Source organism: Arthrobacter sp. AD-310 (assembly GCF_054656615.1).
Genome location: NZ_BAAHNO010000014.1, coordinates 69,653 through 93,535, shown reverse-complemented (window position 1 = coordinate 93,535; position 23,883 = coordinate 69,653). Strand labels below are relative to the sequence as shown.

Below are 23,883 nucleotides of genomic sequence, written 5' to 3'. Positions count from 1 at the left end.
GTCCTGGCGCCGGCCGTCCCTGCCCCCGCTGTCCTAGCTGCACGGATGGTTGTAGTCGAAGCCGTCCGCGACGAATTGTGTCAGGACCACCTTGCCGCCGCCGGTGAGCGGAGCGCGGGAGCATGCGGCAGCCGCGCGGACGGCATCCCGGGAACCGGCCAGCCAGCTGGGCAGGGGATAGAGGTTGCTGGAACTGCTGACCGTCCCGACGATCCGGCTCCATTGCAGCTTCGTGGAGTAGATGCCGACGCCCTTGACCTTGATGCTGTGGAAGAAGTCCGTCATGCCCTCAAGGACCGCCCGGTTGGCATCCTTGTCGCTTGACCAGCTGTTTTCGGTTTCAACGTCCAGCCACCAGAAGTAGCCGGCAGGGTTGGTGATCCCGCGGACGTAAGCGTCGTCGTAGGCCTTGGCGTAGCCGTACATGTAGGCGCAGGCCGTGCCGTAGTCACCTTCCCTGCAGGAGCCATAAGGGTTGTGGACCTGCCGGCCGGTGGGATAGTCGTTGCTGGCGGGCCACCACGAACCGCCGCTGCCCGGGTTTGCGGTGTTGACGTAGAGGGATACGTCCGGCTGGCCGGGAAGGCCCGGTGATTTGGCGGCCCACTCCAGCTGTTCTTCGAGGCAGGGGTTGGTGTTGTTGGCAAGCCCGTTGTTGACGCCCACGATGCCGAACGCGTGCCCCCTCGGCAGTTCCTTGCCGCACTGCGGCCAGGACACGTCGTTGCCCAGGGCTGCCTCGCCTCCCTCGCCGGACGAAGGCGCGGCCGCGGCCGGGCTCGCCTGGAATGCGGCGGCAAGCCCTTCGCCTGCCCCGGCCGGCGCCGCGACAACCGGGCCCGCTACGGCGAGGAGCAGGGCCGTTGCCGCGAGCAAGGCTCGCCTTGCCAGTGAGCGGCGGGCGGACGACCGGGGCAACATATCAGCTCCGTTACTGCGGTGGAGAAGGTTCCCTTCCAGTCTCGCGCGGCGGCTGGAGCCGGACAAGCAGCAGCACCTCAAAATTTGCTCTATCGCACGAATCGGGTAAAGCGCGGCACGTTCCATCGGGGCAAGGCAAGTTGCCGTCGTCGTAACTCATCTATGATATATTTTTCGCATGACGCAGGAAACCAGCGAGTACGTTGCCGCCATGCTCCGGGACGCTCGGAGCGAGAGGGGCTGGACGCAGGGCCAGCTCGCCGCCGAGCTGGGAACCAGCCAAAGCGCCGTCGCCCGAATGGAACAGGGCAAGCAAAACCTGAGCCTGAAGATGATCCAGCGCCTCGAGTCGATCTTTGATCTGAGCATCGTCAACGTGGGCAAACCCCAGATGACGCACCTGCGGGTGGAGGGCGGGCGCACCCTGTCCGGGTCCGTGGACGTGAACAGCAGCAAGAACGCCGGCGTCGCACTGCTCTGTGCCAGCCTTATCAACCGGGGAACCACCGTGCTGCGCCGGCTCGCCCGCATCGAGGAAGTGAACAGGATTGTTGAGGTCCTGACCAGTATCGGCGTCGAATGCACCTGGCTGAACGATACAGACCTGAGGCTGCGTCGCCCGGCTGTCCTGGACCTGGCGGGAATGGACGTCGAGGCCGCCCGCCGGACCCGGAGCGTGATCATGCTGCTGGGACCGCTGCTGGACGAATCAGGGGAATACCGGCTTCCGTACGCCGGTGGCTGTGACTTGGGTATCCGCACGGTTGAACCGCACATGCAGGCCCTGCGCCAGTTTGGCCTGTCTGTGGAAGCCAGTGCGGGCTTCTACACCATCCAGGCGCCGCCGGCGGACACCAACGACCGTTCGTTCGTGCTGACCGAGCGGGGGGACACCGTCACCGAGAACGCCATCATGGCGGCGGCGCACCGCGAGGGAACCACTGTGATCCGCAACGCCAGCCCCAACTATATGGTGCAGGACCTCTGCTTCTACCTGCAGATGCTGGGCGTGGAAATCGAAGGCGTTGGAACCACCACCTTGAGGATCACCGGCCGCCCGGTGATCGATGCCGACATCGAATACTTCCCGTCCGAGGACCCCATCGAGGCCATGAGCCTGATCACCGCGGGCATCGTCACCAATTCAGAGGTGACGGTACGCCGCGTACCGATTGAGTTCATGGAGATCGAGCTGGCAACCCTCGGCCAGATGGGCCAGGAACTGGAGATCTCTGGCGAATACATGGCGCGGAACGGCCGCACCCGGCTGGTGGACGTGACCACCAAGCCTTCTGAGCTGCGGGCGCCCGAGGACAAGATCCACCCGATGCCTTTCCCCGGGCTCAACATCGACAACCTGCCGTTCTTTGCGGTCATTGCGGCCAACGCCACCGGCCAAACCATGATTCACGACTGGGTGTACGAGAACCGCGCCATCTACCTGACGGAGCTGAACCGGCTGGGCGCCCAGGTCCAGCTGCTCGATCCGCACCGTATCTACGTGAACGGGCCAACCAAATGGCGTGCAGCTGAAGTGGGGTGCCCGCCCGCGCTGCGTCCGGCAGCCTGCCTGCTGCTGGCCATGCTCGCGGCCCGCGGCGTCTCGGAACTCCGGAACATCTACGTCATCGAGCGCGGTTACGAGGACCTGGCGGAGCGGCTGAACACCATTGGCGCAAAGGTGGAGTACTTCCAGGACTGACCATTAACGGTTCGTCATGAAGGGCGGGGCTGCTACACATCCCCCGTCGCTGCCGCAGAATGTGAGTATGCGTACATTCGGCGTGGAGGAAGAGCTCCTCATTGTGCATCCCGAGACGGGGGAGCCGCTTGCCCTGGCTGACGCGCTGCTGTCCGGACGGCGTGTAGCCGCCGATGATTCGGCACAGGACCCGCACGCGCTGGAAACCGAGGACAAAACGGTTTACGACGACGACGAGATGGGCTTGAGTGCCGAGCTGAAGCTCGAGCAGATCGAGACGCAGACCCGGCCCTGCCTGGAGTACGGCCCGCTCCTGGACCAGATCCGTGCGGGGCGGACGCTCGCCGACCGGGCGGCGCAAAAGAACCAGGCACGTGTCGCCGCCCTCGCCACTTCCCCCTTGGGCCTGAACAGCCACACGACCCCGGACCCGCGGTACGCCAGGATGCTGGAGCGCTTCGGCCTCACCGCACAGGAGCAGCTGACGTGCGGCTTCCACGTCCACACCTTCGTCGAGTCACCTGAAGAGGGTGTGGCCGTGCTGGACCGCATCCGGGACAAACTGGCTGTGTTGACGGCCCTCAGCGCCAATTCACCGTTTTGGAACGGGGTCCCCACTGGATTCGAAAGCTACCGGACGCAGGCCTGGAACCGCTGGCCGACGGCCGGGCCTGCGGGTATCTACGGGACGTACCCCGCGTACCGCCGGTTGGTGACCCGGCTGCTGGACACCGGCGTGATGCTGGACGAGGGCATGCTCTACTTCGACGCACGGCTGTCCCGCAACCACCCCACCGTGGAGGTCCGGGTGGCCGATGTGTGCCTCCGTGCTGAGGACGCGGCCCTCATCGCCCTCCTTGTGCGTGCGATGGTGGAGACGGCCGGGAGGGAGTGGCGCGACGGTGTCGACCCCGCGCCGGTGCCAACCGTGCTGCTGCGGATGGCATCGTGGCAGGCGAGCAGCGGCGGGCTCGGCGGCGAACTCCTGGATTTTGGCACCTTCCGGCCGGCGCCCGCCGTGGATGTGGTGCGGTCCCTGGTGGACTACCTGGCGCCTGTCCTTGCCGAGCAGGGAGAGCTTGGGTTGGCGCGGCAGGGCGTAGAGGACATCATTGCGCGGGGGACGGGGGCGGCCGAACAGCGGCGGGTTCGGGACAAAGTGCTGGAAGGTCCACCGCCGGAAGATTTCGGCTTCGGCGCTGTTGTCCGCCATGCCGTCAAGATCACGATGCGGGACGCCCTCGACCCCGCGGAAATTGAGGCTGTCCCGGAGCTGCTGCGGGTCCGCCAGGCCTAAACGTCAGACTTCCCGGGCATTTCGGGTTGGTACCGCAGCAGCTTGATTCCTACGGCGAGCTGCAGCAGGTAGAAGACAAACGGCGGGATGTCCTTAGAGCGCACAAGAATGGTGGCGAAGAGCGGGGTGCTCGCGACGCTGCTGGCCGCGACTGCTCCCTTGAACGCTGAGAGCTGGAGTGCAGCGCCCAACGCTCCGACGCCCGCCGTCTGCAGTCCTGCATAGGTGAGGAATGGCCAGCTGGCGCCCTCCCGGAAAGCAAACCGGCGGAGGTGGGCGGCGCGGTCGGCCAGGGCAACTATGAACAGCGGGCTGCCGGCTGACAGTGCCCCTGCTGCGACGACGGCCAGATGGCTGGCTTTACCTGGAACTTCTGCCGGGCGGGATTGAAACTGCTGTGCGAGCCGGATGAAACCAACCGGAGCAGCGGCAGTTCCGGTAGCCGCCAGGAACTGGCCCAGAATCCAGAGCCGACGGTGCCGGCCAAGCATCTCAAGCCGAGTGGCAGCATCGGTGACAGTGTGGATGTTACCCAGCATTGAAATTCCAAGGAACCAGCACGTGCACGCCGCTGTGATGACGGCTCCTGCCCGCCGGTAGGGGTTCAGTTGGGCCATTACTGCCTGCCTCCTCCGAAGATGGCTGGTACCTGACGACGGCTTGTCCGCTGAGGTGAGGGCAGCCTGGATGGAGCAGAAGCTACTCCGCAGGCGACGGAGCGTCAACGGCCAACCCGGCTGCCAACAGATGGATCCCTTTCGTTCCGGTGTCAGGTGAGTGCCGGTTCCGGGTCTTTGTAGGGGTCCGGGGGCAGGGTGATGGGCATGGTGTGGAGGATGTCCCAGGCTTCGTGGTCGGGTGGGAGGTCGTCCTCATCGATCAGGTGGTGCCCCGGTGATTCCTGGAATGATGGGTCCTCATCCGTGAACGGCTCATCCGTGAATGCCCAGGGCGGGGCCTCGCGGAACGGACACGGCTCATCCGGGCCTGCCCCTGATACAGGTGCAGGTGCAGGTGCAGGTGCGGGCAGCGCACCATCCAGTGGCGGGCTTGATCCGTCGTGGGGTAGGAGTCCGGGTGGCCAGTGGGGTGGTTGCCAGTCCTGGTGTTCGCTGGCGTAGTACCGGCCCGCTGGTGAGATCCAGCCGGGTGGTTCGTCCCGTGGGTTTCGACAGGCTCAACCACCGGACCGGGTTTCGGCGGGCTGCACCATCGCCCGACCCCACCGGCCAGCCGCCATACCGTGGCGCCGCTGAAGGCGGCGTGCCATACTCGGCGCGTGACGCCGTCGTACGTTTTTGAAGCCGAGCTGTGGCTTTACCCCGGTGAAGCGGGCTGGCATTTCCTGACCCTGCCGCCGGATGTGGCGGACGACATTGCCGAGCAAGACGTGGGCAGCAAAGCCTTCGGTTCCGTGAAGGTCACCGCGGACATCGGCGGGCATAGCTGGCAGACATCGCTTTTCCCGGACGCCAAAGCCGGCTCCTACCTGCTGCCGGTGAAGAAGGCGGTTCGGACTCAAGCCGGAATCAGCGCCGGGGACCGCGTCGAAGTCCGGCTGGAACTCCAGCCGGACGGCACACAGCCAGAGGTAACTGGCTAGATCTGCTTCAGCGCCTGTTCCAGGTCGCGGATAAGGTCGTCGGCATCCTCGAGGCCCACGGACAGCCGCACCACGGCGTCGCTCAGGCCGATGGCAGCACGGCCTTCAGGACCCATCGCGCGGTGCGTGGTGGTGGCAGGGTGGGTGATGAGGGACTTCGAATCGCCGAGGTTGTTGGAGATGTCGATAATGCGCAGCCCGTCCAGCAGCGCGAACGCGGCCTCCTTGCCGGAGCGGCCGCCGGAAGGGGCAAGCTCGAGCGTCAGGACCGTACCGCCGGCCTTCATCTGCTTGGCCGCCAGCTCATACTGCGGGTGCGACTTCAGCAGCGGGTACTTCACCCAGCCCACAGCGGGCTGCTGCTCCAGCCACTCGGCCAGGCGCAGGGCCGTGGCGGAGGAGTGGTTGACGCGCAGCGCCATGGTCTCCAGCCCCTTTGTCAGCACCCACGCGTTGAAGGGGGAGAGGGACGGCCCGGTGTGGCGCATAAGCTGCTTGACCGGACCATCGATGTATTCCTTGGTGCCCAGGATGGCACCGCCCATGACCCGGCCCTGGCCGTCGATGTGCTTGGTGCCGGAGTAAACGATGACGTCCGCGCCGAGCTGCCCGCAGCGCTGCAGCAGGGGCGTGGCAAAGACATTGTCGACGACGACGGTCGCCCCGGCGGCGTGCGCAAGTTCGCTGACTGCCGCGATGTCCACGATTTCCTGCATCGGGTTGGACGGGGACTCGAAGAAGACCGCAGTCGTAGGCTGGGACAGCGCCTCGCGCCACTGTTCAAGGTCCGGGCCGTCCACGAAGACCGTCTCCACGCCCCAGCGCGGCAGGATTTCGTTCAGGATCACGAAGCAGGAGCCGAACAGGGAACGGGCGGCGACCACCCGGTCACCGGCACCCAGCAGGGCACCCAGGGCGGTGAAGACGGCGGACATGCCCGACGCCGTAGCAAAGCACGCTTCCGTTCCCTCAAGCAGGCGGAGCCGCTCCTGGAACGTGGCCACCGAGGGGTTGCCGTAGCGGGAGTAGACGAAGCGCTCGTCCTCACCCGTGAAGGCCCGCTCGGCAGCGGCCGCGGATTCGTAAACGAACCCCGAGTTGAGGAACACCGGCTCCGCGGTTTCCTGGAAGTTGGTACGGTCCAGCCCGCCGCGGACGGCCTGGGTGTCGGGGCTCCAGCCGGCGGCGTCTTGGTTGAAGGTCACTTAGTTCTTTCCCAGGTTCGTAGGCAGGCCGCGGTTCTTCCAGCCGTTGACGGTGCGTTCGCCGTAGCGGTCGGGCTCACCCTCAAATCCCTCGAGGATGTTGTAGGACGTGAAGCCGGCCTGCGTGGCAGCGACGGCAGCAGCGATGGAGCGCTGGCCTGAGCGGCAGAGGAACAGCAGTTCGGTGCCGCGGTCTTCCGGGGCCTGCTGGCTCAGGTCGGTGATGAAGTCCGGGTTGGGAATGCCGCCGGGGAACGTCCACTGGATGAACAGCGGATCGTTGTCCGTTGCCTTGGTGTCGGGAATACCGATGTGCGCCCACTCGCCTTCGGTGCGCACGTCGACCAGGATGGCGCCCTGCTCGAGCTTGGTCCAGGCTTCCTCGGGAGTGATGTCTCCTGCGTAGCTCATGCGTGGCCCTCACCATCGAAGTCGAGGTCCTCGTTGGACGCTTCGAGGTTGTCCACGGCTGTGGCGACGGCGGCGTCTGCCGAAGCAATGGCTGCCGGCAGGACGATAGCCTGGGCAACGATGACGCTGGTGCCGTTGAAGGTGGCAGCGGGGCTGCCGTGCAGCACGTACCCTTCGGCCAGGGCGGTTGAGATCCGCTCACAGAATTCACGGTTGTCCGGGCCGCTGATAAGGCGGTAGGACAGCTTTTCTTCAGGGGCAGGCGCGTCAGACACGACGGATCTCCTTCACTCACGCTTGCAGCTCGAACGGTCGATATGCCGAGTATTCACCTGAGGCACCCCGCCGCGGAAGGAGGGTTGCCGACCGGCCAGTCAGGGCTTGGCGCCGGTACTCATTACTCCCCAAAAACGTAACATCTGGCACGGACAGCCGCACCGCCGTCGCCGTCATGTTCCGTAACTGAAGCGGAAGCGCTGCCGGAGCCGGTGCCGACGGCTTCCTGGAGGGAACGTCCGACGGCGGTATCACCGCAGGTGGGCGGGCTTTTCTTTCCCCTCGCGGCCTGCCCGGCCGATACAGTTCATACGGGGCAGTTCTTACGGGGCACCGCCCCGCCACTGAACATCAGCACCGGGGGGGTACCGATCAGTATGCCAACTGCCACGCCTGGGCGCCGCACCAGCCCATTTCCCGTCTCCCGCCTTCGCGTGGCCCGGGCGTTCCTTGCGGCCCTGCTGGTGGCGCTCATCGCCGCAGCACTCCCGAACGGACCTGCCCGCGCGGCCGAACCCCTGGCGGACGAAGGCAAGCCGCTGCTCGGGGCGGTCCTCGAATGGGGCGAGGACACCGCTGCCGGGTTTGCCGAGCGCCTCGGTGCGTCCCCGGCGGTTCTTGGGCACGATATCGCCTTCCCCTACCGCCCGTCGGAGGAGAACGACCTGCGGGAGTTCCTGCAGCAGGCGTCATTGCAGGGCTCCCACGCCATGCTGACCGTGAAGCCCACGGTGCCGCTGGACCAGATCGACGCCGCGGCCGCCGAATCGTTCGCCGGCCGGGTGCGGGACCTGACAGGGCGGTTCAAGGGCCAGGTCCTGGTCCGCTTCGCACCGGACATGAACACCAGCTGGGTGGACTGGGGCCAACAGCCCGCCACGTACCGGGACGCGTTCCGGGCGGTGTCAGCCGCGTTCAAGGAGTCCGACGGCGGCGCCGTCCTTGTGTGGGAGCCTTACCTGGGCGCGGACTACCCCTTCGACCGGAACCGTAACGCGCCAGCCTCCGGCAGCGACGGCTTCGCCTTGCTGGACACCAACGGCGACGGCGTATGGGACGGTGCAGACAGCGCCTACGAGCCGTTCTACCCGGGCGACGACGCGGTGGACTGGGTGGGCCTGTCGGCCTTCCACGACGACACCGCCGGCGGGGCCGCCGTCAATACCGTTCCGCGCGCCGGAGAGCTGCAGGAGATGCTCACATCTTCAGGCGGAGAAAACTTTTACGGGACCTATTCGGCCGGGCGGGACAAACCGTTCCTGCTGCAGACCGCTGCGTTCTACAGCCCCGCTTCGGGTGGGGCGCCGGAAGCGGACATCAAGCTCGGCTGGTGGGACCAGGTGGTCGGCACGGCCACCTCCGAGGCATTCGCCAAGACGGCCGCCGTCGTCTGGGACGAGCGGACCAGCACCCGGGACACCGGCGTCGCGAGCATCAACTGGCTCCTCACCGGCAGCCCCGGGATCGCCAAGGGCGCCCTGGACAGGCTCGAGTCCTCACCCATGGTTACCGGGCCGGTCACCGACGTCACCGCCGGGGCTGGTTACTCTCCGGCGAACACACTGACCGGCGCCGCCGCGTGGTCCGTGGCCGCTGCGCTCCTCATCCTGCTGGTGGCGCTCTGGCAGATCCCGCGCAGGGTGGATGCCGCCACGGCATGGGGATATGGGGAGCCGTCCAAACGCGATTCCCGGGTGGACCTGCTCCGCGGGCTGGCCATCGTGTTCGTGGTGGTGAACCACCTGGGCATGACATCACTGTTCCAGATCCTCACCCAGGAGGCAGTGGGCTTCGTCTCCGGCGCTGAGCTTTTCGTGCTGTTCTCCGGCCTTGTAGTGGGCATGGTCTACGGACCCAGAGTCAAGGAAGACTTCGGGACCGTTGTGGACCTGACATCCAAACGCGCCGGCAAGCTCTACCTGACCGCCCTCATTGTCCTGCTGGCCGTCTTCCTGGCCTCCCTGCTCCCGGTCTTCCGCACCGACGCGCTCACTACCTTCGTGGACCAGGGAACCGGCGGCGCAGGGCATGACGGGGCCGGCCGGACGTACGACCTCTACGCCGGCATGGAATCGATCTTCCAGTTCCCGGTGCCCCCACAGGTCCTGCCCGCCATCCTGCTCCTGCAGTTCGGGCCGTGGCAGTTCAACGTGATGGGGCTGTACGTGGTGCTGCTCCTGGTGAGCCCGCTGATCCTGTGGGCGCTCAACCGGGGGAAGGCCGTGTGGGTTCTGGCCGCAACGCTGGCGCTGTATGCGGTCGGCACGAGCACCCGGTTCCGGCTCCTGCCCTCGCAGTTCGAGGATTCGTTTCCCCTGCTGGTGTGGCAGGTACTGTTCGTGATCGGGCTGGTGGCCGGCTACCACCGCCGGGCCATCGTGGCGTGGCTGGCGGCCAGGACCTGGGTGGTTGCCGCCTGCACCGGCCTGGCTTTCCTGTTCGCCTTCCTGTCCTGGGGCAACCCGTACCTGGCCAATGGATTCGACCTGCGCGTCGCCATCGTTCCGGACACGGTGTACAGGAACCTTTATGATGCCTTGTTTGCCCGGACCTACCTGGAGCCCGGCCGGCTGCTCAACGTGCTGGTCCTGGTGGTGGCGGCCTACGCGTTCCTCACGGCTTACTGGAAGCCGGTGCAGCGGGCGTTGGGGTGGTTCCTCATTCCGCTGGGCCGCGCAACCCTGTACGTGTTCATCATGCACGTGGTGCTGATCGCCGTCGTCGCGAACATCCCGGCCCTGCAGCAGGAAAACATCCTGCTCAATACCGCTGCCTACGCCGTAGTCCTGGGGCTGCTGTGGGTGATGGTCAGGACTAAATTCCTCTTCCGGATCATCCCTACGTAGCCCTGCAGTTCAGGCGCGGCCTACCCTGCGCCGTAGAAAGACGTGAACCGCCGGCGGTCCGCCGGCGGTTCACGTTGCCCTGTCCCAGGCGCTAGACCAGGCCCGGATAACTGGTGAGGATGTAATCGGTGGCCGCCGGGCCCTTCATCCGGAGGCCGTTGTGGTCAGGGTTGAACCGGTCTTTCATGGCAGACCAGAAGCTGTCCTCTGCGCTGACCGCCTGCTGGTTGATGAAGCACCAGCTGATATAGAGCCCATAAAGACGGTCGCGGTTGAGGGTGTAATCGGAGGCCCGGTCGCGGTAGGTGGCTTCCTCGAGAAAAATATCAAACTGCGAATGTGCCATAACGGCGTCCCTTCGCTAAAAGTGCGTGACGCTGCCGTATTGCTCCAGCAGCGGACCTCAATGCCTTGCACGGGGGCAATGGAGTGTGACTGGGCCCTTTCAGAAAAAACCGGGACCCCAAGCGGCGCTTATCCTTATCTACACTGTAGACTTTACGCGTAGACTACACGTCAGGCAAGCGTCTGGATTAACAGCCCGAACGCTGCCGCTTCGTACGGAACGGAACCGATGGCCTCCCCAGACACGCCTGGCAGCCGAACTGATGCGCGCAGGGGCAGGCTCAGTCGCGAACTGGTGCTGACCAAGGCACTGGAACTGGTCGACGCCGAAGGCCTGGACGCGCTGACAATGCGGCGGCTGGGCCAGGAACTCAACCGGGACCCCATGAGCCTCTACCGTTACGCGGAGAACCGGGCCGCCCTCCTTGACGGGGTCGCCGAGCTGGTCCTCAACGAGCTTTCCATCCAGCCGGCAGACCCGGACTGGAAGGCGCAGCTCCGGCATATCGCGCACAATTTGCGTCAGCTGGCCTTGCTGCATCCCAATGTGGTCCCGCTGCTGGTGACCAGGCCCCTGTCCACGCCACTCGGGCTGCGGCCGCTGGGGACACTGCGGCCGCTTGAGCAGATCCTTTCGCTGCTGATCGGCGCAGGGTTTGTGCCAGCCGACGCGCTGCACGTCTACCGGGCCTACTACGGGTTCCTGTACGGCCACATCCTCAACGAACTACAGGAATTCGTGGTGGATCCGGAAGAGAACGAGGCCCTGCTGCGGCTCGGACTACACCGCCTGCCGGCGAGGGAATTTCCCCGGCTTCGTGCACTGGCGCCGGACCTTGCCGTGTACGACGGGGCCGCGGAACTTGACCAGGGGCTGGACATTTTGCTCTCCGGCCTCGAAGCCCAGCTTTCCCGGCAGGATGGGTAGGGGCTACTCGAACGACGCGCGCCGGGGGTCCTGCACGCGTGTGTTCCAAATGTCGGGCCGCCGGACCTTGAAGCGGCGGCCGGTCAGGGCACGCGGCGTGATCCGGATGTAGTGGGCCTTGTCGCCCGGATGCCACGGCTCCAGCCCCAGGTTGTCCACTGCATCGATTTCTGCCTGGTCCTCGATGATGCCCGTGTCACCGCGCAGCACGACGCTCCAGGCTTCCTCGGTATGCGGGTCGTAGCCGTCGATTTCCAGTGCGGCGGGGCGTTCCTGCGCCGCGCCCCATAGTTTTGTCACACCGGACGTGCGGAACGCGATGCTGCGGCGGTACACCACGTAGTTGATCGGGAAGATCTCCGGGTGGCCGTCCACCACCAGGGCAAGACGCCCCAGGGTGTCGTTTTCCAGGAGCTCCCAGCACTCATCGAAGGTCAGGTTGTCGGCTGGCTGCGTGCGCGGGTCCATGACCACACCTTACGACGGCGGCCGCCCGGGGGACACCTGCCACGCGCCGTGCGCGGGGGCTCCCGCGTCCGGCGGCTTATTGGATGCCGGCGAACAGTTCAGCGAGTTCGGCGGTCAGCTCCTTCTGCAGGGAAGGGGTGCCGATCTCCTTACCGTCAATCCGGTTCACCGGCGCCAGCAGGCGCACGCTGGAGATCAGCCAGACGGCGTCTGCGTCAAGCAGGTCCTGCGGCACCAATGGCCCGTAGCCGAGTTGCCAGCCCGCGGCCTTGGCGGCCTTGAACAGGGCGCCTTGCGACGTGCCGGCAAGGATGCCGCTGTCCAGCTGCGGCGTGACGAGGCGCTTGACCGGCGTGCCGTCGTCGGACTTGTCCACATTAGCCAGCAGCACCGTGGACGTGGGGCCCTCCAGGACCCGACCATCGGAAGAGAAGAAGATGACGTCGTCCGCGCCCTGTTTGTGCGCATGGCGCAGCGCCGCCATGTTGACTGCGTAGGAGAGGGTCTTGGCGCCAAGGAGAAGCCAGGGGGCCCGCTCGGCGGCATCACTGTCGTATCCGCGGTCAAGGAGGATGACGTCGATGCCTGTTTCCCGCTGCCGCCGGCCCAGCGCACCTGCGGGAGCAACCTGCACCCAGGCCGTGGGTGCGCCCGCGCCCTCCACCCCGCGGGTCACCACGAGCTTTACCACCAGTTCGTCATCAGCGGTGGCGGGGACATGCTTGCTGCGGTGCTCCGTGAGGGCTGTGGAGATGGCCCGCCGCCACTCGTCCTGGCCGGGGATAACCAGGTCCAGCGCGTCGGCCGAACCGCCCAGCCGGTCCAGATGGGCCTGCATCTTCCGGACGTGGCCGCCCACGGCCAGCATGGTCTCGAACACTCCGTCGCCCCTGGTGGCTCCCTGGTCCGTGACCATCAGCTGTGGCCGGGTGGGGTCGGCCACCCGGCCATTGGGGAAGGCAGGATCAAGGAATACGAGAACCACGGAGGCAGGTGAGGTCATGGCTCCAGCTTAGTGGGGCGCCGCGCGGATAAGCTGGGCGGAGTGCCCCGGCCGGAAACCGCCGCCGGGAGCCGATGTTCCGGGGGTAGGTTTTCCGTGTTGTGGCCCTTTTCGCTTGCCGGCTCCGCGCCGATGTGGGTTGTTGTGCTTCTGGGCGTCGCCGACCTCGTAATCCGGGTGCTCGCTGTGGGGATCATTCCGGGAAACCGCCGCCCCACCACGGCCATGGCATGGCTGCTGGGTATCTTCTTCGTGCCGTTCGTGGGAATCGTCCTGTTCCTGCTGTTCGGCAACTTCAAGCTGTCCACCCGGCGCCGGGAGCAGCAGCAGCTGGTGAATGACAGGGTGCGGGCAGGCATCTCCTCGCTCGCTGACGCCGAAAGCCACTACCCTGGGCCCGAATGGGTCACCTCCGCCGCGGAGCTGAACCGCAGGCTGGGGTCACTGCCCATGGTGGACGGCAACTCGGTGGACCTTATTCCGGGCTATCCGGACTCCATCCTGGCAATGACGGAGGCCGTGCGGAAAGCGAAGAAGTTCGTTAACGCCGAGTTCTACATCATGAGTACGGACCACGTCACGGACGACCTTCTGACTGCCCTGGAGGAAGCGGCCGCACGCGGGGTGGAAGTGCGGGTGCTTTTCGACCACATCGGCACTTTGCGGGTCAAAGGCTATGGCAATCTCCTGAAGCGCCTCAAAGCCGGCAAGATCCAGTGGAAGCGGATGCTTCCGCTGATGCCCATCCATGGCCAGTGGCGCCGGCCCGACCTCCGGAACCACCGCAAGATCATGGTGGTGGACGGCGAGATTGCTTTCACGGGGTCCCAGAACCTGATCGAGCCCTCGTACAACAACCCGCGGCACCGCAAGGCGGGCCGCGAATGGGTGGAACTGATGGCGTGCCTGCGCGGGCCGATCGTCACCACCCTGAATGTCGTTTTCGCCACGGACTGGCTCAGTGAAACCGACGAGTCCCTGGAACACCAGCTGCAGCTGCCGTCGGATCCCCACCCGGGGCACGTCACGGCGCAGGTGGTGCCCAGCGGTCCGGGCTTCATCACCGAGAACAACCTTCGCCTGTTCAACACGCTGATTTACTCGGCCCAGCACCGCATTTCCATCTGCAGCCCCTACTTCGTGCCCGACGATTCCCTGCTGTATGCCATCACCACCGCCGCGCAGCGGGGCGTTGATGTGGAACTGTTCGTCTCCGAAAAGGGCGACCAGTTCCTGGTCCACCACGCACAGCAGTCCTACTATGAGGCCCTGCTCCGGGCCGGCGTCCGGATCTACCTCTACAAGGCCCCGTTCGTGCTGCACGCCAAGCACTTCACGATTGACGATGAGGTGGCGGTCCTGGGCTCCAGCAATATGGACATGCGGTCCTTTTCGCTGAACCTGGAGGTGTCGGTGATGCTGCTGGGAGCGGACATCGTCACCAAGATGCGCGCCGTGGAGGACACGTACCGGGACATTTCCCATGAGCTGCGGCTGGCGGATTGGCTCAAACGGCCCCTTGCAGCCCGCTACGTGGACAATGTGGCCCGGCTGACCGCAACCGTGCAGTAGCCTCCGCTAGTCCCCGGCAGGTATCGGATCCCCGTCGTCGTAAACGGCTTGTTCATGCCAGCCGCGCTTCCGATAGGCGGGAGTTCCGGCGGCGAGCACCGCAACGGTCACGATGCAGCTGCCGATCATCACGCTCACCATGGCAATGGCATCTCCCCCCAACAATCCGACCAGGGGGCTCACGAGGCCGGCCACGCCGGACTGCAGGGCTCCGATGACCGCCGCGGCGGTCCCCGCCACATGCCCGTAGTTGTGCAGTGCGAGCACTGAGGCGTTGGCCGGGATCATTCCCTGTGCCGCCAGGACGAGCCAGAGTCCGGCCATCAATCCGAACACGCCGCCTGCTCCGGAGGCCACCGCTGCCAGCAGCAGGGCAAGGGCCAATTGGACGAGGACGGCAATGCGCAGCAGGCGGACCGGCGGGAACTTCCGGACGAGCGCCGCATTGACCTGTGCCGAAAGGACCAGCGCTGCACCATTCAGCGCGAAGGCAAGGGCAAACTGTTGCTCGGTGAAGCCGTACTCATCCTGGAAGACAAAAGGGGACCCGACCACGTAGCTCATGATCAGGGCGAGCCCCAGTCCGGGAATGACGGCCAGAGCCATGAAGTGCCGGTCCTGCAGGAGCGCCCAATACGTCCCGGCCACGTGCCGCGGGCGGCCGGGACTGCGCTTCTCCACGGGCAGGGTCTCGGGCATGAACCTCCAGACGATCGCTACCAGGACCAGGCCAATGAGCGCCAGCGCATAGAACACGGCGCGCCAATGCCATGCTCCCGCAATGGCCTGGCCAATGGTCGGGGCGAAGAGCGGGGCGACGCCGATCACCAGCATCAGGCGGGACAGCAGCCGGGCGGCCGCGGAACCCACAAAACGGTCACGGATGACGGCGATGGCAACCACTGCAGCAGCGGCGTTGAAGAAGCCCTGCAGCACCCGCAGCCCGGTGAGCGCCTCGATATTTGGCGTGACGGAGCACAGCAGCGAGATCACGACGTGCAGTGAGATCCCGATGACCAGCGGCAGCCGCCGGCCGAACCGGTCCGAGAACGGCCCAATGACCAATTGGCCAACCCCGCCCCCAAGCAGGGTCCCGGACAGCGTGAGCTGGGCTGCCGCCTGGCTGGTCCCCAGGTCGTCAGCAACGTCCGGGAGCGAAGGCAGGTACATGTCTGTGGTGACGGCCGGCAGCGCCGCCAGTGCGCCCAGCATCAGGACGTATTTGAAGGACCTGGATGGCCGGGCGCCATTACCGGGGGAAGGTGCGGTGTCCGTCACGCGGGAAGCCTAACTGGTCGGGCGGATTCCAAGACCGCAGCTGCCGCGGCGGAGCGGTCTGAAGAGTAGGGGTATTGGGGCGGATGGCCGCTGCTGGTGGACAAAATATTTCGGAACATTCCGGAAGCTATCGTTGTAGATTAGAAAGATCCTCGCAGTAGCGTCAAGACGTGACGGCGTTCAGAATCCGCGGTGCCCTTCCCCGCCCGGCATCCGCCGGATTACCCTGCCAGGACTCTTGACGCCGTCGTGGCCGCAAATTTACGCTGCTGCTTCCGGAAGTTACCGGAAATTTCTCGGGGCCCGCATACCGCCTCCTTACCGTTTCATGCGTCAAGGAGGCGGTCCGCGGGACCGATTGCTGAAAGGAAAGCAATGAAGCTCCCAATCCACCGTGCACCCGCCCTGCGCAAGGCAGCGGCTCCTCTCGCGGCGGCAGTTCTCGCCCTGGGCGCCTCCGTCCCGTCAGGCCTGGCGTCTGCTCCGTCCGCCCGGGCAGACTCCGCAACTCCTGCAATCGTCGACAGCACCAGGCATGACGGCCAGTACGTCAGCCTCACGTTCGATGACGGACCGGACCCGGTGAACACACCCAAACTCCTGGCTGTCCTGGAGAAGCACCATGTCAAGGCGACGTTCTGCCTGTGGGGCGACCACGTGAAACAGCACCCGGACATCGTGCGGCAGATCGCCGCAGCGGGCCATTTGCTGTGCAACCACACCATGCATCACGACAACATGGGCACCTGGACTGCTGACGCCATCAAGGCGGACCTCCTGGAAACCAGCGCCGTCATCCGCCAGGCCGTACCGGATGCGAAAATCGACTACTTCCGTGCCCCCTACGGCAGTTGGGGGCAAACGCCACAGGTAGCCGCCGAACTTGGGCTGCAGCCGCTTGGCTGGCAGCTCACCGTCACCGACTGGGAACCCCCGGGAACCGCGGAACTGGTTCGGCGGATCCGGGAGGGCATCCGGCCGGGCGCGGTGGTGCTCCTGCATGACGGCGGCGGTGACCGGCTCCAGACTGTCGAGGCGGTTGACCAGGTCATCCCGGAGCTCAAGTCCGAAGGGTGGAAGTTCGACAGGCCTGCCCGGCGGGGTTGAGATTTCCATGCCGGGCGGTATCGGGTCACCGGCCGCCCGGCGCGGTTCCTCAGTCTTCCGGAAACTCTGCGCCCAGGGCTGAGAGGACGCCAAAGGCCTTGGTGCGGATTTCCTCGTATTCTTCGTCCGGCACCGAATCAGCCGTGATGGCGCCGCCGATGCCAAGGGCCAGTTCCGAGGTCCCGTCACCCCTGTCGTTGATCACCAGGGTCCGGATGGCGACGGCGAGGTCGGTTGCCCCATTCAGAGAGAAGTACCCGATGGCGCCCGAGTAAATACCGCGGGGACCGGCCTCCAGCCGGTCCAGGATCGCCATCGTGCTGATCTTGGGTGCACCAGTCATGGACCCGGCCGGGAAGCAGGCTGCCACAGCCTCGGCCCGGGACGAGCCCGGCAGCAGGTGCGCGTCAATCGTGCTCACCATCTGGTGCACGGTGGCATAGCTTTCAATGGCGCACAGCCGGCTCACGGTGACTGAGCCGGGGACCGCGAAATGGCTGAGGTCATTCCGCAGCAGGTCCACAATCATGATGTTTTCCGCCCGGTCCTTGAGCGACGTCGCGAGGTCGGTCCTTAGCCGTGCGTCCTCCCTGGGATCGGCTGCCCGGCGGCGGGTTCCCTTGATCGGTTCGGCGCGCATGCCGCCGTCGGACGTTATTTTCAGGAACCGCTCCGGCGAGGTGCTCGCAACGGTCACGCCGCCGAGCCGGAGAAAACTGGCAAAGGGAGCCGGGTTCCGCTGTCGCAGCGCAAGGTAGGCGCCCCAGGGATCCAGCGAAGTGCTGGGGATCCGGGCCTCGAGGGTCGTGGTCAGGCAGACCTCGTAAGTGTTGCCCTCGGCGATCTCGTGCTGCGAGGCGGCGATTTTCTTTCGGTAGTCCGCTCCCGTGTCACGGCTCCGGAAAATGGGCGGGAGGACGACGCCGGTGCTGCCGCCGTCTGTTGCCGGTTTGTCCTTGGAAGGGACCGCGGCGGCTTCCACGGCGGCGCGGGCGCTGTTCAGCCACTCCTCCGCGTCCGGTGCGTCGAGGGCAAGGAGCCAAACGGCGCCCGTGTGGTGGTCAAGGACCACCGCACGGCCTGCGAAGATCAGGGCGGCGTCCGGAGTGGGTGCGGGCAGGTCCGCCCCGCCCGTCTCGCGCTTGAGTTCGTACCCGAGGCATCCCAGCCAGCCAAGCGTGAACTGGCAGTCGTAGCCTTCAGGGGCGCGGACGGCGCGGCGGCCCCACACGCTGTTCAGCCAGCGGAAGAAGGGGCCGTTCACCGTGGCAGTTACCGAGCCTGCACTGATCAGGCTCGTCCCCGACCAGTGGGCAACAGACTGGCCGAACGTACCGGAATCGTCCGCCATGATGCTGAAGCGGCTTCGCTCCGCCGCGGTGCGGGCGGTGGCGTCCGCCGCGGGATCCCGCTGGAAGGAAGGCGCGGCAAAGGCTCCTGCGTTGGAGGAGTCCAGCCAGACGGCGTTGGGCGAGCCGGCGTAGAGGGACTGGAACAGGGCCGCGGCGTCCGGCCGCACCCCAAGCTGTTCGGCGCGGAGCCGCAGGCCGCGCCGGGCCGAGAGTTCGGGGGCCAGGACCGGGGCAAGCGCCGGGACATAGGGGAGGAGGCGCAACAGGTCAACAACGGCCGACCCGTCCGCGCGGTTGTGCACCTGGAGGTCGGCGTGCCGCGGGACGTCGTCGCCCGCGAGCCATTCCTCTTCCTGCGCGGCCCACTGGTCCCAGTAGGGTTCGTAGGTGTCGCCGTCACGGTCCAGCGCCCTGGTCCTGCGGACCTCGCGGGGGGACTCGGCCCAGATGACCGCACTGAGCAGGCGGCGCGCCTCCGCCGCGGCGGCGCCCACACCCTCCACGATGACGATCTCCGCCGGCAGCGTGACCCGGGGGCCGCCGTCGTAATGGTTCTCCCAGTCCCAGCTGGTCCACGCCGCCGCCTCACCACGGCTCAGCGGGGTGAGGACGGTGGAAACGTAGCGCTCGACACCCGCCGCCAGGCCGTTCCAGCCCGGGTATATGTCCTCCAGGTGGAACAGGGAAACCTTGTGGTGCGCGCGCAGCCGGGCAGCGAGTTCGACGGCGAGGGTGGTCTTCCCTGCGCCCGAGCGCCCGTCGATGGCGATGATGACGGGGGCTGGGCTCATGGAGTAGAGCGTACCGTTATCCCTGCCGGGCTTTCATCCGCGGGTTCTTCTTGTGGGGCGGGGCTAGCTCGCCGCTGTGAGTCCGAAGGGGTCTGGCAGGTCGCCGCCTGCAGCCAGTTCCTCATCAGTGAGCTCGCACCCGCGCAGCAGGTGCTCGAACTCCGCAGGATCCAGGTCCTCGCCGGTGGCCCAGATGACGGTGGCAGCCGTCAGCGGCTGCGCCAGTTCGGCAGGTCCCGTGCCGGCCTGCCCGCCGGTCCAGCTGCCCAGGTTTTCGAGCCAGACCCGGGGGCCGATGCCTTGGATGGCGATCCGGCATTCGGGGGCCGAGGCCACCCACAGGTGGCCGCGCAGGACACAGCACCCGGCGGCGAGCGTACCGAGGACCTGGCGGAAGCGGCCGGGGTGGAGGGGGCGTTCGACGTGCTTCAGTACCGTGGTGAACGGTGACGTGCCGTTGCGTGCGGAGGTGCGTGCATGGACGGTTCCGGGTGCTGTCCGGGCAACTGCTTCCGGAAAGCGGTGCAGTCCTGGCCGGACTGCCGCGGCGGATGGGGCGATGTCCGCATGCGGGGCCAGTTCCCGCAGCAGGTGCAGGCCGCGGCTGCGTCCCACCGGATCGGCCGGCACGATGTCCGGCTCGGCCAGGAGGACAGTGTCCGCAAACGCCAGTTCGCCCAGCAGGAATTCCCCCGGTGTCCGCTGGTCGTCTGCAACCGGGGTGAATCCCGACTCGAACAGGGTATGGGAATCCCAGATGTGGTCTTCCAGTGCGTCCGGCGCGCAGGCAAGGACAGCAGACGAGACCGAAACCTGGCGGCTGAGTCCATGGTTGAGTGCGGAGACAGCAGCAGCTGCGGGCACCGCGGGCGGCAGGCCGATGATGATCGAGCCGTGGCCCTTTTCCAGCAGCCGCCCTACCGCCGGGACCAGATCAAGCCGGACGGCACAGCTGAGGCAGCCGTGCTCAAGCGTGGCTTCGCCGCGTTCGACAGTGCCTTCACCGTTGAAGATCCTGCGAATGACGAGCCCGTTTTCGAGCAGGTCATGGAGGACCACCGTGCTGCCGGGACGGGCTGCTGCCAGGGCCTCGCAGGCCTGCTGGCGGCAGAGGGCATCAAGGGAACTGACGACGATAAGGTTCATGCGAATGAGGCTAGTTGAGAATCATTCTCATTTGCAAGGCAGGGTGCTAGGTGGCTTGCCTTTACAGGCGTGCATCCGCCAGGACGGAGGCCTTGATGTGGTCCACCAGCCCCGGCAGTGCCGCGTGGATCTGGTGCCAGACTGCGTCGAAGTCCGCGTGCCCGCCGTACCACGGGTCCTCGATGCCCTGGTCGAGGAGGTCCTGGCCAACCATGGCGGGGTCGAAGCTGCGCAGCATCCGTATCTTGTTCCGGGACTCCTGGTCCGGGGCCGCCTGGCTGAGCCAGGCGTGATGATCGATGTCCAGCGCCAGGATCAGGTCCCGCTCGCGGAACCAGTCCGGGACCCATTCCCGGGCGATATGCAGTTCTGAAGCGAGCTGCGCTGTTGCCAGCCGCCGTGCCGCCCTCGGGTCGATGGACCGCCCTGCCTCGTAGCCGGTGGTTCCGGCAGAGTCCACGGCCACCATGCTGCCGAGCCCCTCGCGCTCCAACGCGGCCTTCAGCATGAGCTCCGCCATGGGGGAGCGGCAGATGTTGCCGGTGCAGACGGCGATGACGCGGTATGGGCTCGACGCTGAGTTCATAAAGGTAAGCATGCGCGCTAAATGCGCCTCTTGGCTAGCGCCCGTTTCATAAAAATTGACTGTTTTGTAAAGATGCATGACATAGTGCCGGAAGGGTACTAGTCAAGGTTGGGGCGGTGCCTAATGCATGAGGGCAAGCAGGATCCCGACAGCCACGAAAAGCACGCCAAAGACCTTGCTCAGGACCATCTGGCCGCGGGGTGTCCGGGTAAACCTCTGGAAGGACCGGGCTGCGGCGGCGAAGAAGAACCACATCACGAGGATGTCGATGGCGACGATCGTTGCGGTCAGCACCGCATACTGCGTGACGAGGGGCTGGTCCGGCCTGATGAACTGGGGGGTAAACGCCAGGAAGAACACAATGGCCTTGGGGTTCAGCAGGTTCACCCAGAATCCCCGCCGGAAGATCGACCACGCGGGTTCATCCCGCAGTGCCGCGGTCTGCTCCTCTTCGACGGTTGGTTTGCTGAGGAACTGCCGGATGCCCAGGTAGATCAGGTAGGCGGCGCCGGAGTAGCGGATCACGTTGAAGGCGACGGGCGAGCTCGCGACCAGTACGCCGACGCCAAGTGCCACGATCACCACATGGACCACCAGTGCCGCCTGCTGTCCCAGGATGCCCCAGATGGACCGGCGGAAGCCCGCGTTGAGCGAGTTGCTCATCGTATTGATGGCTCCGGCTCCGGGCGTGAAGCTGATCAGGGCGCCGGCGCCGGCCAGGGCCAGCCAAAGGGAAAATTGCACCTGTCAATCCTACGGGGCGGGCGCAGGCCACCTGTCACCACAACGTGGGTGCGGGTTCGAAGGCCTGCAGGTTCTCGTCGGCCGTTACGAGCGTGAAACCCTCTACCATGGCCTGCGCTGCCAGCAGCCGGTCGAAAGGATCTTTGTGGGACCAGTCAAGTTGTCCTGCCGCGAGCGCGTGGGACGCGCCGACCGCAAGCTCGGACGCGTAGAGGTGGGCGAGCTGCCGTCCGAAGCCGGCGACAAGGGCAGCTCCGGCCGGCAGCTTCCCCTGCTGATGCTTGTACGACAGCTCGTAGGCGGATGCCGCTGACACAAAGACCTGGTTGTCCAGCTTGGTGATTGCATTCCGGGCTTTGGTGGAAAGCCTCTTTGGCTCGGCAATCGCCCAAAGGAAGGCATGGGTGTCGAGTAGAAGCTGCATCAGTCGACAACACCCATTTCCTCGTCTGTCCACGGTTCGTAGAAGTCGTCCGGGATGTGGAGGGGCGCCAGGAAGCCCAGTTCGCGCCGGGTGGGACGCTCGATTTTGACGAGGCGGGCTACTGGTCTTCCGGCTTTGGCGATAATCACGTCCTCGCCGCGTTCCACGAGGTTCAACAGCTCAGACAGGCGGGTTTTTGCATCCTGGACGTTGTACTGTCCCATGTTGACCAAGTCTAGTTGGTCAACCTCGGCGCAAAAAGGTTCCGCCCAATACTCGTTGTCGCCGTAGTACGTCATCTCCCGAGGCTAAGCCCGGAGCCGCTCCAGCGGCACGCAAGTGAAATCGCATGTGGAAAACCCTAGGCCCGGGCGATGACCTCACCGTTGGGAATCAGGAACCAGCCGTCGTCGGTGGAGCCCCAGCGGTGCCAGCCGGCAGAGATCCGCGCCAGGTCCGCCGGGTTGGCGAAGCCGTACTCCAAGGCCTGCTCTGCGAAGGCAGAGTGCAGTACCCGTTCGCCCCATACCCTGGCCTGCCACCGGCGCTGCTGGCCCGTCGCATAGAGCCAATTGCTGCTGCTGGGCGCGACATCCGTGAAGCCCGCGGACTGGGCCCAGCTGACCAGCCGCCGCCCGGCGTCGGGCTCGGCGCCATTGCGCCGCGCGATGCGCTGGTACAGCTCCATCCATTCATCCAGTTCGGGGATGGCGGGGTACCAGCTCATTCCGTGGAAATCGGCGTCGCGCACGGCAACAATGCCGCCGGGCTTGGCCACGCGCCGCATCTCACGGAGGGCCTCGACGGGGTCGGTCAGATGCTGGAGCACCTGGTGCGCGTGGACGACGTCGAACGTCCCGTCCCTGAACTCCAGGTCATAGATGTTGCCGGCAACGAACTCGACGTTGGGCACTTTGCGCTCGACGGCGAGTTCCTTGGCTTGCGCGATGATGTCCGGCGAGCGGTCCAGGCCGGTGACCGTTCCGGGGCTGACCAGCGCGGCGAAGTCGCAGGTGATGGTGCCCGGTCCGCAGCCGACGTCGAGCACGTCGGAACCCGGGGTGAGGTGCGGCAGGACGAACGCGGCCGAATTTTCGGCGGTCCTGGCGGCATGGGCGCGGACCACCGATTCGTGATGGCCGTGCGTATACGTGATGGCCGTGCGTATAGACGTCTTCTTCAGGCTGCTGCGCACTCATAACCAAACGCTACCCCCAACCGGCCACCGGGGGCGGCCTAGCCTGCGGAGGATTCTTCCCGGGCCGCGACCGTGGCTTCCACCATGGCCGTCATGAACCGGGACGCGGTTTCGAGCTCCTCAGCTGTGAAGCCAGCCATCGCGGCCCCCATCCGTTGCGAGAGGGGGGCAAAGATGGCGCCGCCCTCCTCGAAGGCTTTGGGGGTCATCTTCAGCTGGACCTGCCGGCGGTCGGAACCGGTGCGCTCGCGGACCACGTGCCCGGAACTGTCCAGCCGGTCGATCAGCGCAGTTGTGGCCGGTGAACTCAGGTGCAGTTCCTTGCGAAGGAGCCCGGGGGTGACGATGTTTCCCTTCGCGGTGTGCCGCATGATGACGGCCAGGGCGTTCAAGTCCGTCCGGTGCATGTCCTTGCGTCCGCCGGCCGTGTCCACATAGCGGTTGGCCTCCAGGGTGAACTCCTGCAGGAGCCGCACCAGCGGATGCGGCCCGGTGTTGCCGGCATGCCCCGCCGTCACTGAAGAAGCGGGCGGGGACGACTCAGTGCCTGCCATTGCCGCCTCCTCACTTGCGTTCGGGATGTGCCGGAAACGCCCGGCCGTACTGAGGGATATTACTTCAGCCCGCGAGTCCTTCCCGGTTGGGGTTTCCGAATCAGCCCGAAAAAAGCTTGACCGACT

At 66.0% G+C, this 23,883-nt stretch carries 24 protein-coding genes and 1 riboswitch; of the genes, 7 read left to right on the top strand and 17 right to left on the bottom strand.

The features are described from left to right. Nucleotides 1–33: 33 nt before the first annotated feature. The gene (locus ACYQ1Z_RS10305) at nt 34–918 is read right to left on the bottom strand and encodes a hypothetical protein (RefSeq protein WP_459792500.1); all 885 of its coding nucleotides are present in this window, start codon (nt 916–918) and stop codon (nt 34–36) included. Between the two features lie 181 nt (nt 919–1,099). Here ACYQ1Z_RS10305 and ACYQ1Z_RS10300 point away from each other — a divergent pair, with 181 nt between their 5' ends. Both ACYQ1Z_RS10300 and ACYQ1Z_RS10295 read left to right on the top strand, forming a co-directional pair. Beyond that, nucleotides 1,100–2,623 (top strand): UDP-N-acetylglucosamine 1-carboxyvinyltransferase, encoded by a 1,524-nt coding sequence (locus tag ACYQ1Z_RS10300; protein WP_459792420.1) that lies wholly within the window; start codon nt 1,100–1,102, stop codon nt 2,621–2,623. 67 nt (nt 2,624–2,690) lie between these two features. Continuing rightward, complete coding sequence (locus tag ACYQ1Z_RS10295) at nt 2,691–3,920, top strand: glutamate--cysteine ligase 2 (RefSeq protein ID WP_459792419.1); 1,230 nt, start codon at nt 2,691–2,693, stop codon at nt 3,918–3,920. Here the strand turns inward: ACYQ1Z_RS10295 and ACYQ1Z_RS10290 are convergent. Beyond that, nucleotides 3,917–4,537 carry a hypothetical protein gene (locus ACYQ1Z_RS10290; protein WP_459792418.1) on the bottom strand — a complete coding sequence of 207 codons (621 nt, stop codon included), beginning with the start codon at nt 4,535–4,537 and terminating at the stop codon, nt 3,917–3,919. The genes ACYQ1Z_RS10295 and ACYQ1Z_RS10290 overlap by 4 nt on opposite strands. Before the next feature lie 662 nt (nt 4,538–5,199). On the opposite strand from ACYQ1Z_RS10290, the gene ACYQ1Z_RS10285 reads away from it, so the two are divergent. Beyond that, entirely contained in the window at nt 5,200–5,523 is a 324-nt protein-coding gene (locus tag ACYQ1Z_RS10285) for a DUF1905 domain-containing protein (protein WP_459792417.1), read from the top strand. On the opposite strand, the gene ACYQ1Z_RS10280 is transcribed toward ACYQ1Z_RS10285, so the two are convergent. From ACYQ1Z_RS10280 to ACYQ1Z_RS10270, 3 genes are read right to left on the bottom strand one after another with little or no spacing between them, the layout of a single operon-like run. Then, the gene (locus ACYQ1Z_RS10280; protein WP_459792416.1) at nt 5,520–6,728 is read right to left on the bottom strand and encodes an O-succinylhomoserine sulfhydrylase; all 1,209 of its coding nucleotides are present in this window, start codon (nt 6,726–6,728) and stop codon (nt 5,520–5,522) included. The two genes, ACYQ1Z_RS10285 and ACYQ1Z_RS10280, sit on opposite strands and share 4 nt — an antisense overlap. Next, nucleotides 6,729–7,139 carry a rhodanese-like domain-containing protein gene (locus ACYQ1Z_RS10275; protein ID WP_459792415.1) on the bottom strand — a complete coding sequence of 137 codons (411 nt, stop codon included), beginning with the start codon at nt 7,137–7,139 and terminating at the stop codon, nt 6,729–6,731. It lies immediately after the preceding gene. After that, nucleotides 7,136–7,414, bottom strand: a complete 279-nt coding sequence (locus tag ACYQ1Z_RS10270) for a DUF1737 domain-containing protein (protein ID WP_459792414.1) — start codon at nt 7,412–7,414, stop codon at nt 7,136–7,138. Before ACYQ1Z_RS10270 ends, ACYQ1Z_RS10275 begins: the two co-directional genes overlap by 4 nt. A 13-nt stretch (nt 7,415–7,427) precedes the next feature. Further along, nucleotides 7,428–7,541, bottom strand: a riboswitch (SAM riboswitch). Nucleotides 7,542–7,792: 251 nt separating this feature from the next. On the opposite strand from ACYQ1Z_RS10270, the gene opgC reads away from it, so the two are divergent. Next, on the top strand, nt 7,793–10,261 hold the full coding sequence (opgC, locus tag ACYQ1Z_RS10265) for an OpgC domain-containing protein (RefSeq protein ID WP_459792413.1): 2,469 nt from the start codon (nt 7,793–7,795) through the stop codon (nt 10,259–10,261). 91 nt (nt 10,262–10,352) lie between these two features. On the opposite strand, the gene ACYQ1Z_RS10260 is transcribed toward opgC, so the two are convergent. After that, nucleotides 10,353–10,607, bottom strand: coding sequence for a hypothetical protein (locus ACYQ1Z_RS10260; RefSeq protein ID WP_459792412.1), 255 nt, complete (start codon nt 10,605–10,607; stop codon nt 10,353–10,355). Nucleotides 10,608–10,835: 228 nt separating this feature from the next. Between ACYQ1Z_RS10260 and ACYQ1Z_RS10255 the strand changes: the two genes are divergently transcribed. Beyond that, the gene (locus ACYQ1Z_RS10255; RefSeq protein WP_459792411.1) at nt 10,836–11,534 is read left to right on the top strand and encodes a TetR/AcrR family transcriptional regulator C-terminal domain-containing protein; all 699 of its coding nucleotides are present in this window, start codon (nt 10,836–10,838) and stop codon (nt 11,532–11,534) included. Between the two features lie 3 nt (nt 11,535–11,537). Here the strand turns inward: ACYQ1Z_RS10255 and ACYQ1Z_RS10250 are convergent, their stop codons facing one another. Next, on the bottom strand, nt 11,538–12,002 hold the full coding sequence (locus ACYQ1Z_RS10250; RefSeq protein WP_459792410.1) for a pyridoxamine 5'-phosphate oxidase family protein: 465 nt from the start codon (nt 12,000–12,002) through the stop codon (nt 11,538–11,540). A 76-nt stretch (nt 12,003–12,078) separates the two neighbouring features. Then, nucleotides 12,079–13,005, bottom strand: a complete 927-nt coding sequence (locus ACYQ1Z_RS10245; protein WP_459792409.1) for an aminodeoxychorismate lyase — start codon at nt 13,003–13,005, stop codon at nt 12,079–12,081. 132 nt (nt 13,006–13,137) lie between these two features. On the opposite strand from ACYQ1Z_RS10245, the gene cls reads away from it, so the two are divergent. Continuing rightward, nucleotides 13,138–14,577, top strand: coding sequence for a cardiolipin synthase (cls, locus tag ACYQ1Z_RS10240; RefSeq protein ID WP_459792499.1), 1,440 nt, complete (start codon nt 13,138–13,140; stop codon nt 14,575–14,577). A 6-nt stretch (nt 14,578–14,583) separates the two neighbouring features. On the opposite strand, the gene ACYQ1Z_RS10235 is transcribed toward cls, so the two are convergent. Continuing rightward, nucleotides 14,584–15,855: a multidrug effflux MFS transporter gene (locus tag ACYQ1Z_RS10235; protein WP_459792408.1), complete on the bottom strand. Its 1,272-nt coding sequence runs from the start codon at nt 15,853–15,855 to the stop codon at nt 14,584–14,586. Nucleotides 15,856–16,230: 375 nt separating this feature from the next. Between ACYQ1Z_RS10235 and ACYQ1Z_RS10230 the strand changes: the two genes are divergently transcribed. Continuing rightward, nucleotides 16,231–16,962 (top strand): polysaccharide deacetylase family protein, encoded by a 732-nt coding sequence (locus ACYQ1Z_RS10230; protein ID WP_459792407.1) that lies wholly within the window; start codon nt 16,231–16,233, stop codon nt 16,960–16,962. 49 nt (nt 16,963–17,011) lie between these two features. On the opposite strand, the gene pabB is transcribed toward ACYQ1Z_RS10230, so the two are convergent. The 8 genes from pabB to ACYQ1Z_RS10190 all read right to left on the bottom strand — a co-directional run bounded on the left by pabB (nt 17,012) and on the right by ACYQ1Z_RS10190 (nt 23,757). Further along, nucleotides 17,012–19,105 carry an aminodeoxychorismate synthase component I gene (gene pabB, locus ACYQ1Z_RS10225; protein WP_459792406.1) on the bottom strand — a complete coding sequence of 698 codons (2,094 nt, stop codon included), beginning with the start codon at nt 19,103–19,105 and terminating at the stop codon, nt 17,012–17,014. A 63-nt stretch (nt 19,106–19,168) separates the two neighbouring features. Beyond that, nucleotides 19,169–20,251 (bottom strand): GTP-binding protein, encoded by a 1,083-nt coding sequence (locus tag ACYQ1Z_RS10220; RefSeq protein ID WP_459792405.1) that lies wholly within the window; start codon nt 20,249–20,251, stop codon nt 19,169–19,171. Between the two features lie 61 nt (nt 20,252–20,312). Further along, on the bottom strand, nt 20,313–20,837 hold the full coding sequence (locus ACYQ1Z_RS10215) for a low molecular weight protein-tyrosine-phosphatase (RefSeq protein ID WP_459792404.1): 525 nt from the start codon (nt 20,835–20,837) through the stop codon (nt 20,313–20,315). A 120-nt stretch (nt 20,838–20,957) separates the two neighbouring features. Continuing rightward, nucleotides 20,958–21,581: a LysE family transporter gene (locus tag ACYQ1Z_RS10210; protein WP_459792403.1), complete on the bottom strand. Its 624-nt coding sequence runs from the start codon at nt 21,579–21,581 to the stop codon at nt 20,958–20,960. Nucleotides 21,582–21,615: 34 nt separating this feature from the next. Further along, nucleotides 21,616–22,005, bottom strand: coding sequence for a type II toxin-antitoxin system VapC family toxin (locus tag ACYQ1Z_RS10205; RefSeq protein ID WP_459792402.1), 390 nt, complete (start codon nt 22,003–22,005; stop codon nt 21,616–21,618). After that, nucleotides 22,005–22,229: a type II toxin-antitoxin system Phd/YefM family antitoxin gene (locus ACYQ1Z_RS10200; RefSeq protein ID WP_459792401.1), complete on the bottom strand. Its 225-nt coding sequence runs from the start codon at nt 22,227–22,229 to the stop codon at nt 22,005–22,007. The genes ACYQ1Z_RS10205 and ACYQ1Z_RS10200 overlap by 1 nt, the downstream gene beginning before the upstream one ends. Nucleotides 22,230–22,366: 137 nt before the next feature. Further along, a complete protein-coding gene (locus ACYQ1Z_RS10195) occupies nt 22,367–23,200 on the bottom strand; it encodes a methyltransferase domain-containing protein (RefSeq protein WP_459792400.1) in 834 nt (277 codons plus the stop codon). A gap of 41 nt (nt 23,201–23,241) precedes the next feature. Continuing rightward, the gene (locus tag ACYQ1Z_RS10190) at nt 23,242–23,757 is read right to left on the bottom strand and encodes a MarR family winged helix-turn-helix transcriptional regulator (protein WP_459792399.1); all 516 of its coding nucleotides are present in this window, start codon (nt 23,755–23,757) and stop codon (nt 23,242–23,244) included. Nucleotides 23,758–23,883 lie beyond the last annotated feature (126 nt).

Coding starts and splice junctions, on each gene's coding strand:
- ACYQ1Z_RS10260 (WP_459792412.1), bottom strand. CDS start 10,607: ATGGCACATTCGCAGTTTGATATTTTTCTCGAGGAAGCCACCTACCGC.
- ACYQ1Z_RS10205 (WP_459792402.1), bottom strand. CDS start 22,005: ATGCAGCTTCTACTCGACACCCATGCCTTCCTTTGGGCGATTGCCGAG.
- ACYQ1Z_RS10250 (WP_459792410.1), bottom strand. CDS start 12,002: ATGGACCCGCGCACGCAGCCAGCCGACAACCTGACCTTCGATGAGTGC.
- ACYQ1Z_RS10245 (WP_459792409.1), bottom strand. CDS start 13,005: ATGACCTCACCTGCCTCCGTGGTTCTCGTATTCCTTGATCCTGCCTTC.
- ACYQ1Z_RS10275 (WP_459792415.1), bottom strand. CDS start 7,139: ATGAGCTACGCAGGAGACATCACTCCCGAGGAAGCCTGGACCAAGCTC.
- ACYQ1Z_RS10220 (WP_459792405.1), bottom strand. CDS start 20,251: ATGAACCTTATCGTCGTCAGTTCCCTTGATGCCCTCTGCCGCCAGCAG.
- cls (WP_459792499.1), top strand. CDS start 13,138: ATGTGGGTTGTTGTGCTTCTGGGCGTCGCCGACCTCGTAATCCGGGTG.
- ACYQ1Z_RS10300 (WP_459792420.1), top strand. CDS start 1,100: ATGACGCAGGAAACCAGCGAGTACGTTGCCGCCATGCTCCGGGACGCT.
- ACYQ1Z_RS10230 (WP_459792407.1), top strand. CDS start 16,231: ATGAAGCTCCCAATCCACCGTGCACCCGCCCTGCGCAAGGCAGCGGCT.
- ACYQ1Z_RS10190 (WP_459792399.1), bottom strand. CDS start 23,757: ATGGCAGGCACTGAGTCGTCCCCGCCCGCTTCTTCAGTGACGGCGGGG.
- ACYQ1Z_RS10255 (WP_459792411.1), top strand. CDS start 10,836: ATGGCCTCCCCAGACACGCCTGGCAGCCGAACTGATGCGCGCAGGGGC.
- opgC (WP_459792413.1), top strand. CDS start 7,793: ATGCCAACTGCCACGCCTGGGCGCCGCACCAGCCCATTTCCCGTCTCC.
- ACYQ1Z_RS10290 (WP_459792418.1), bottom strand. CDS start 4,537: ATGGCCCAACTGAACCCCTACCGGCGGGCAGGAGCCGTCATCACAGCG.
- ACYQ1Z_RS10215 (WP_459792404.1), bottom strand. CDS start 20,837: ATGAACTCAGCGTCGAGCCCATACCGCGTCATCGCCGTCTGCACCGGC.
- ACYQ1Z_RS10200 (WP_459792401.1), bottom strand. CDS start 22,229: ATGGGACAGTACAACGTCCAGGATGCAAAAACCCGCCTGTCTGAGCTG.
- ACYQ1Z_RS10295 (WP_459792419.1), top strand. CDS start 2,691: ATGCGTACATTCGGCGTGGAGGAAGAGCTCCTCATTGTGCATCCCGAG.
- pabB (WP_459792406.1), bottom strand. CDS start 19,105: ATGAGCCCAGCCCCCGTCATCATCGCCATCGACGGGCGCTCGGGCGCA.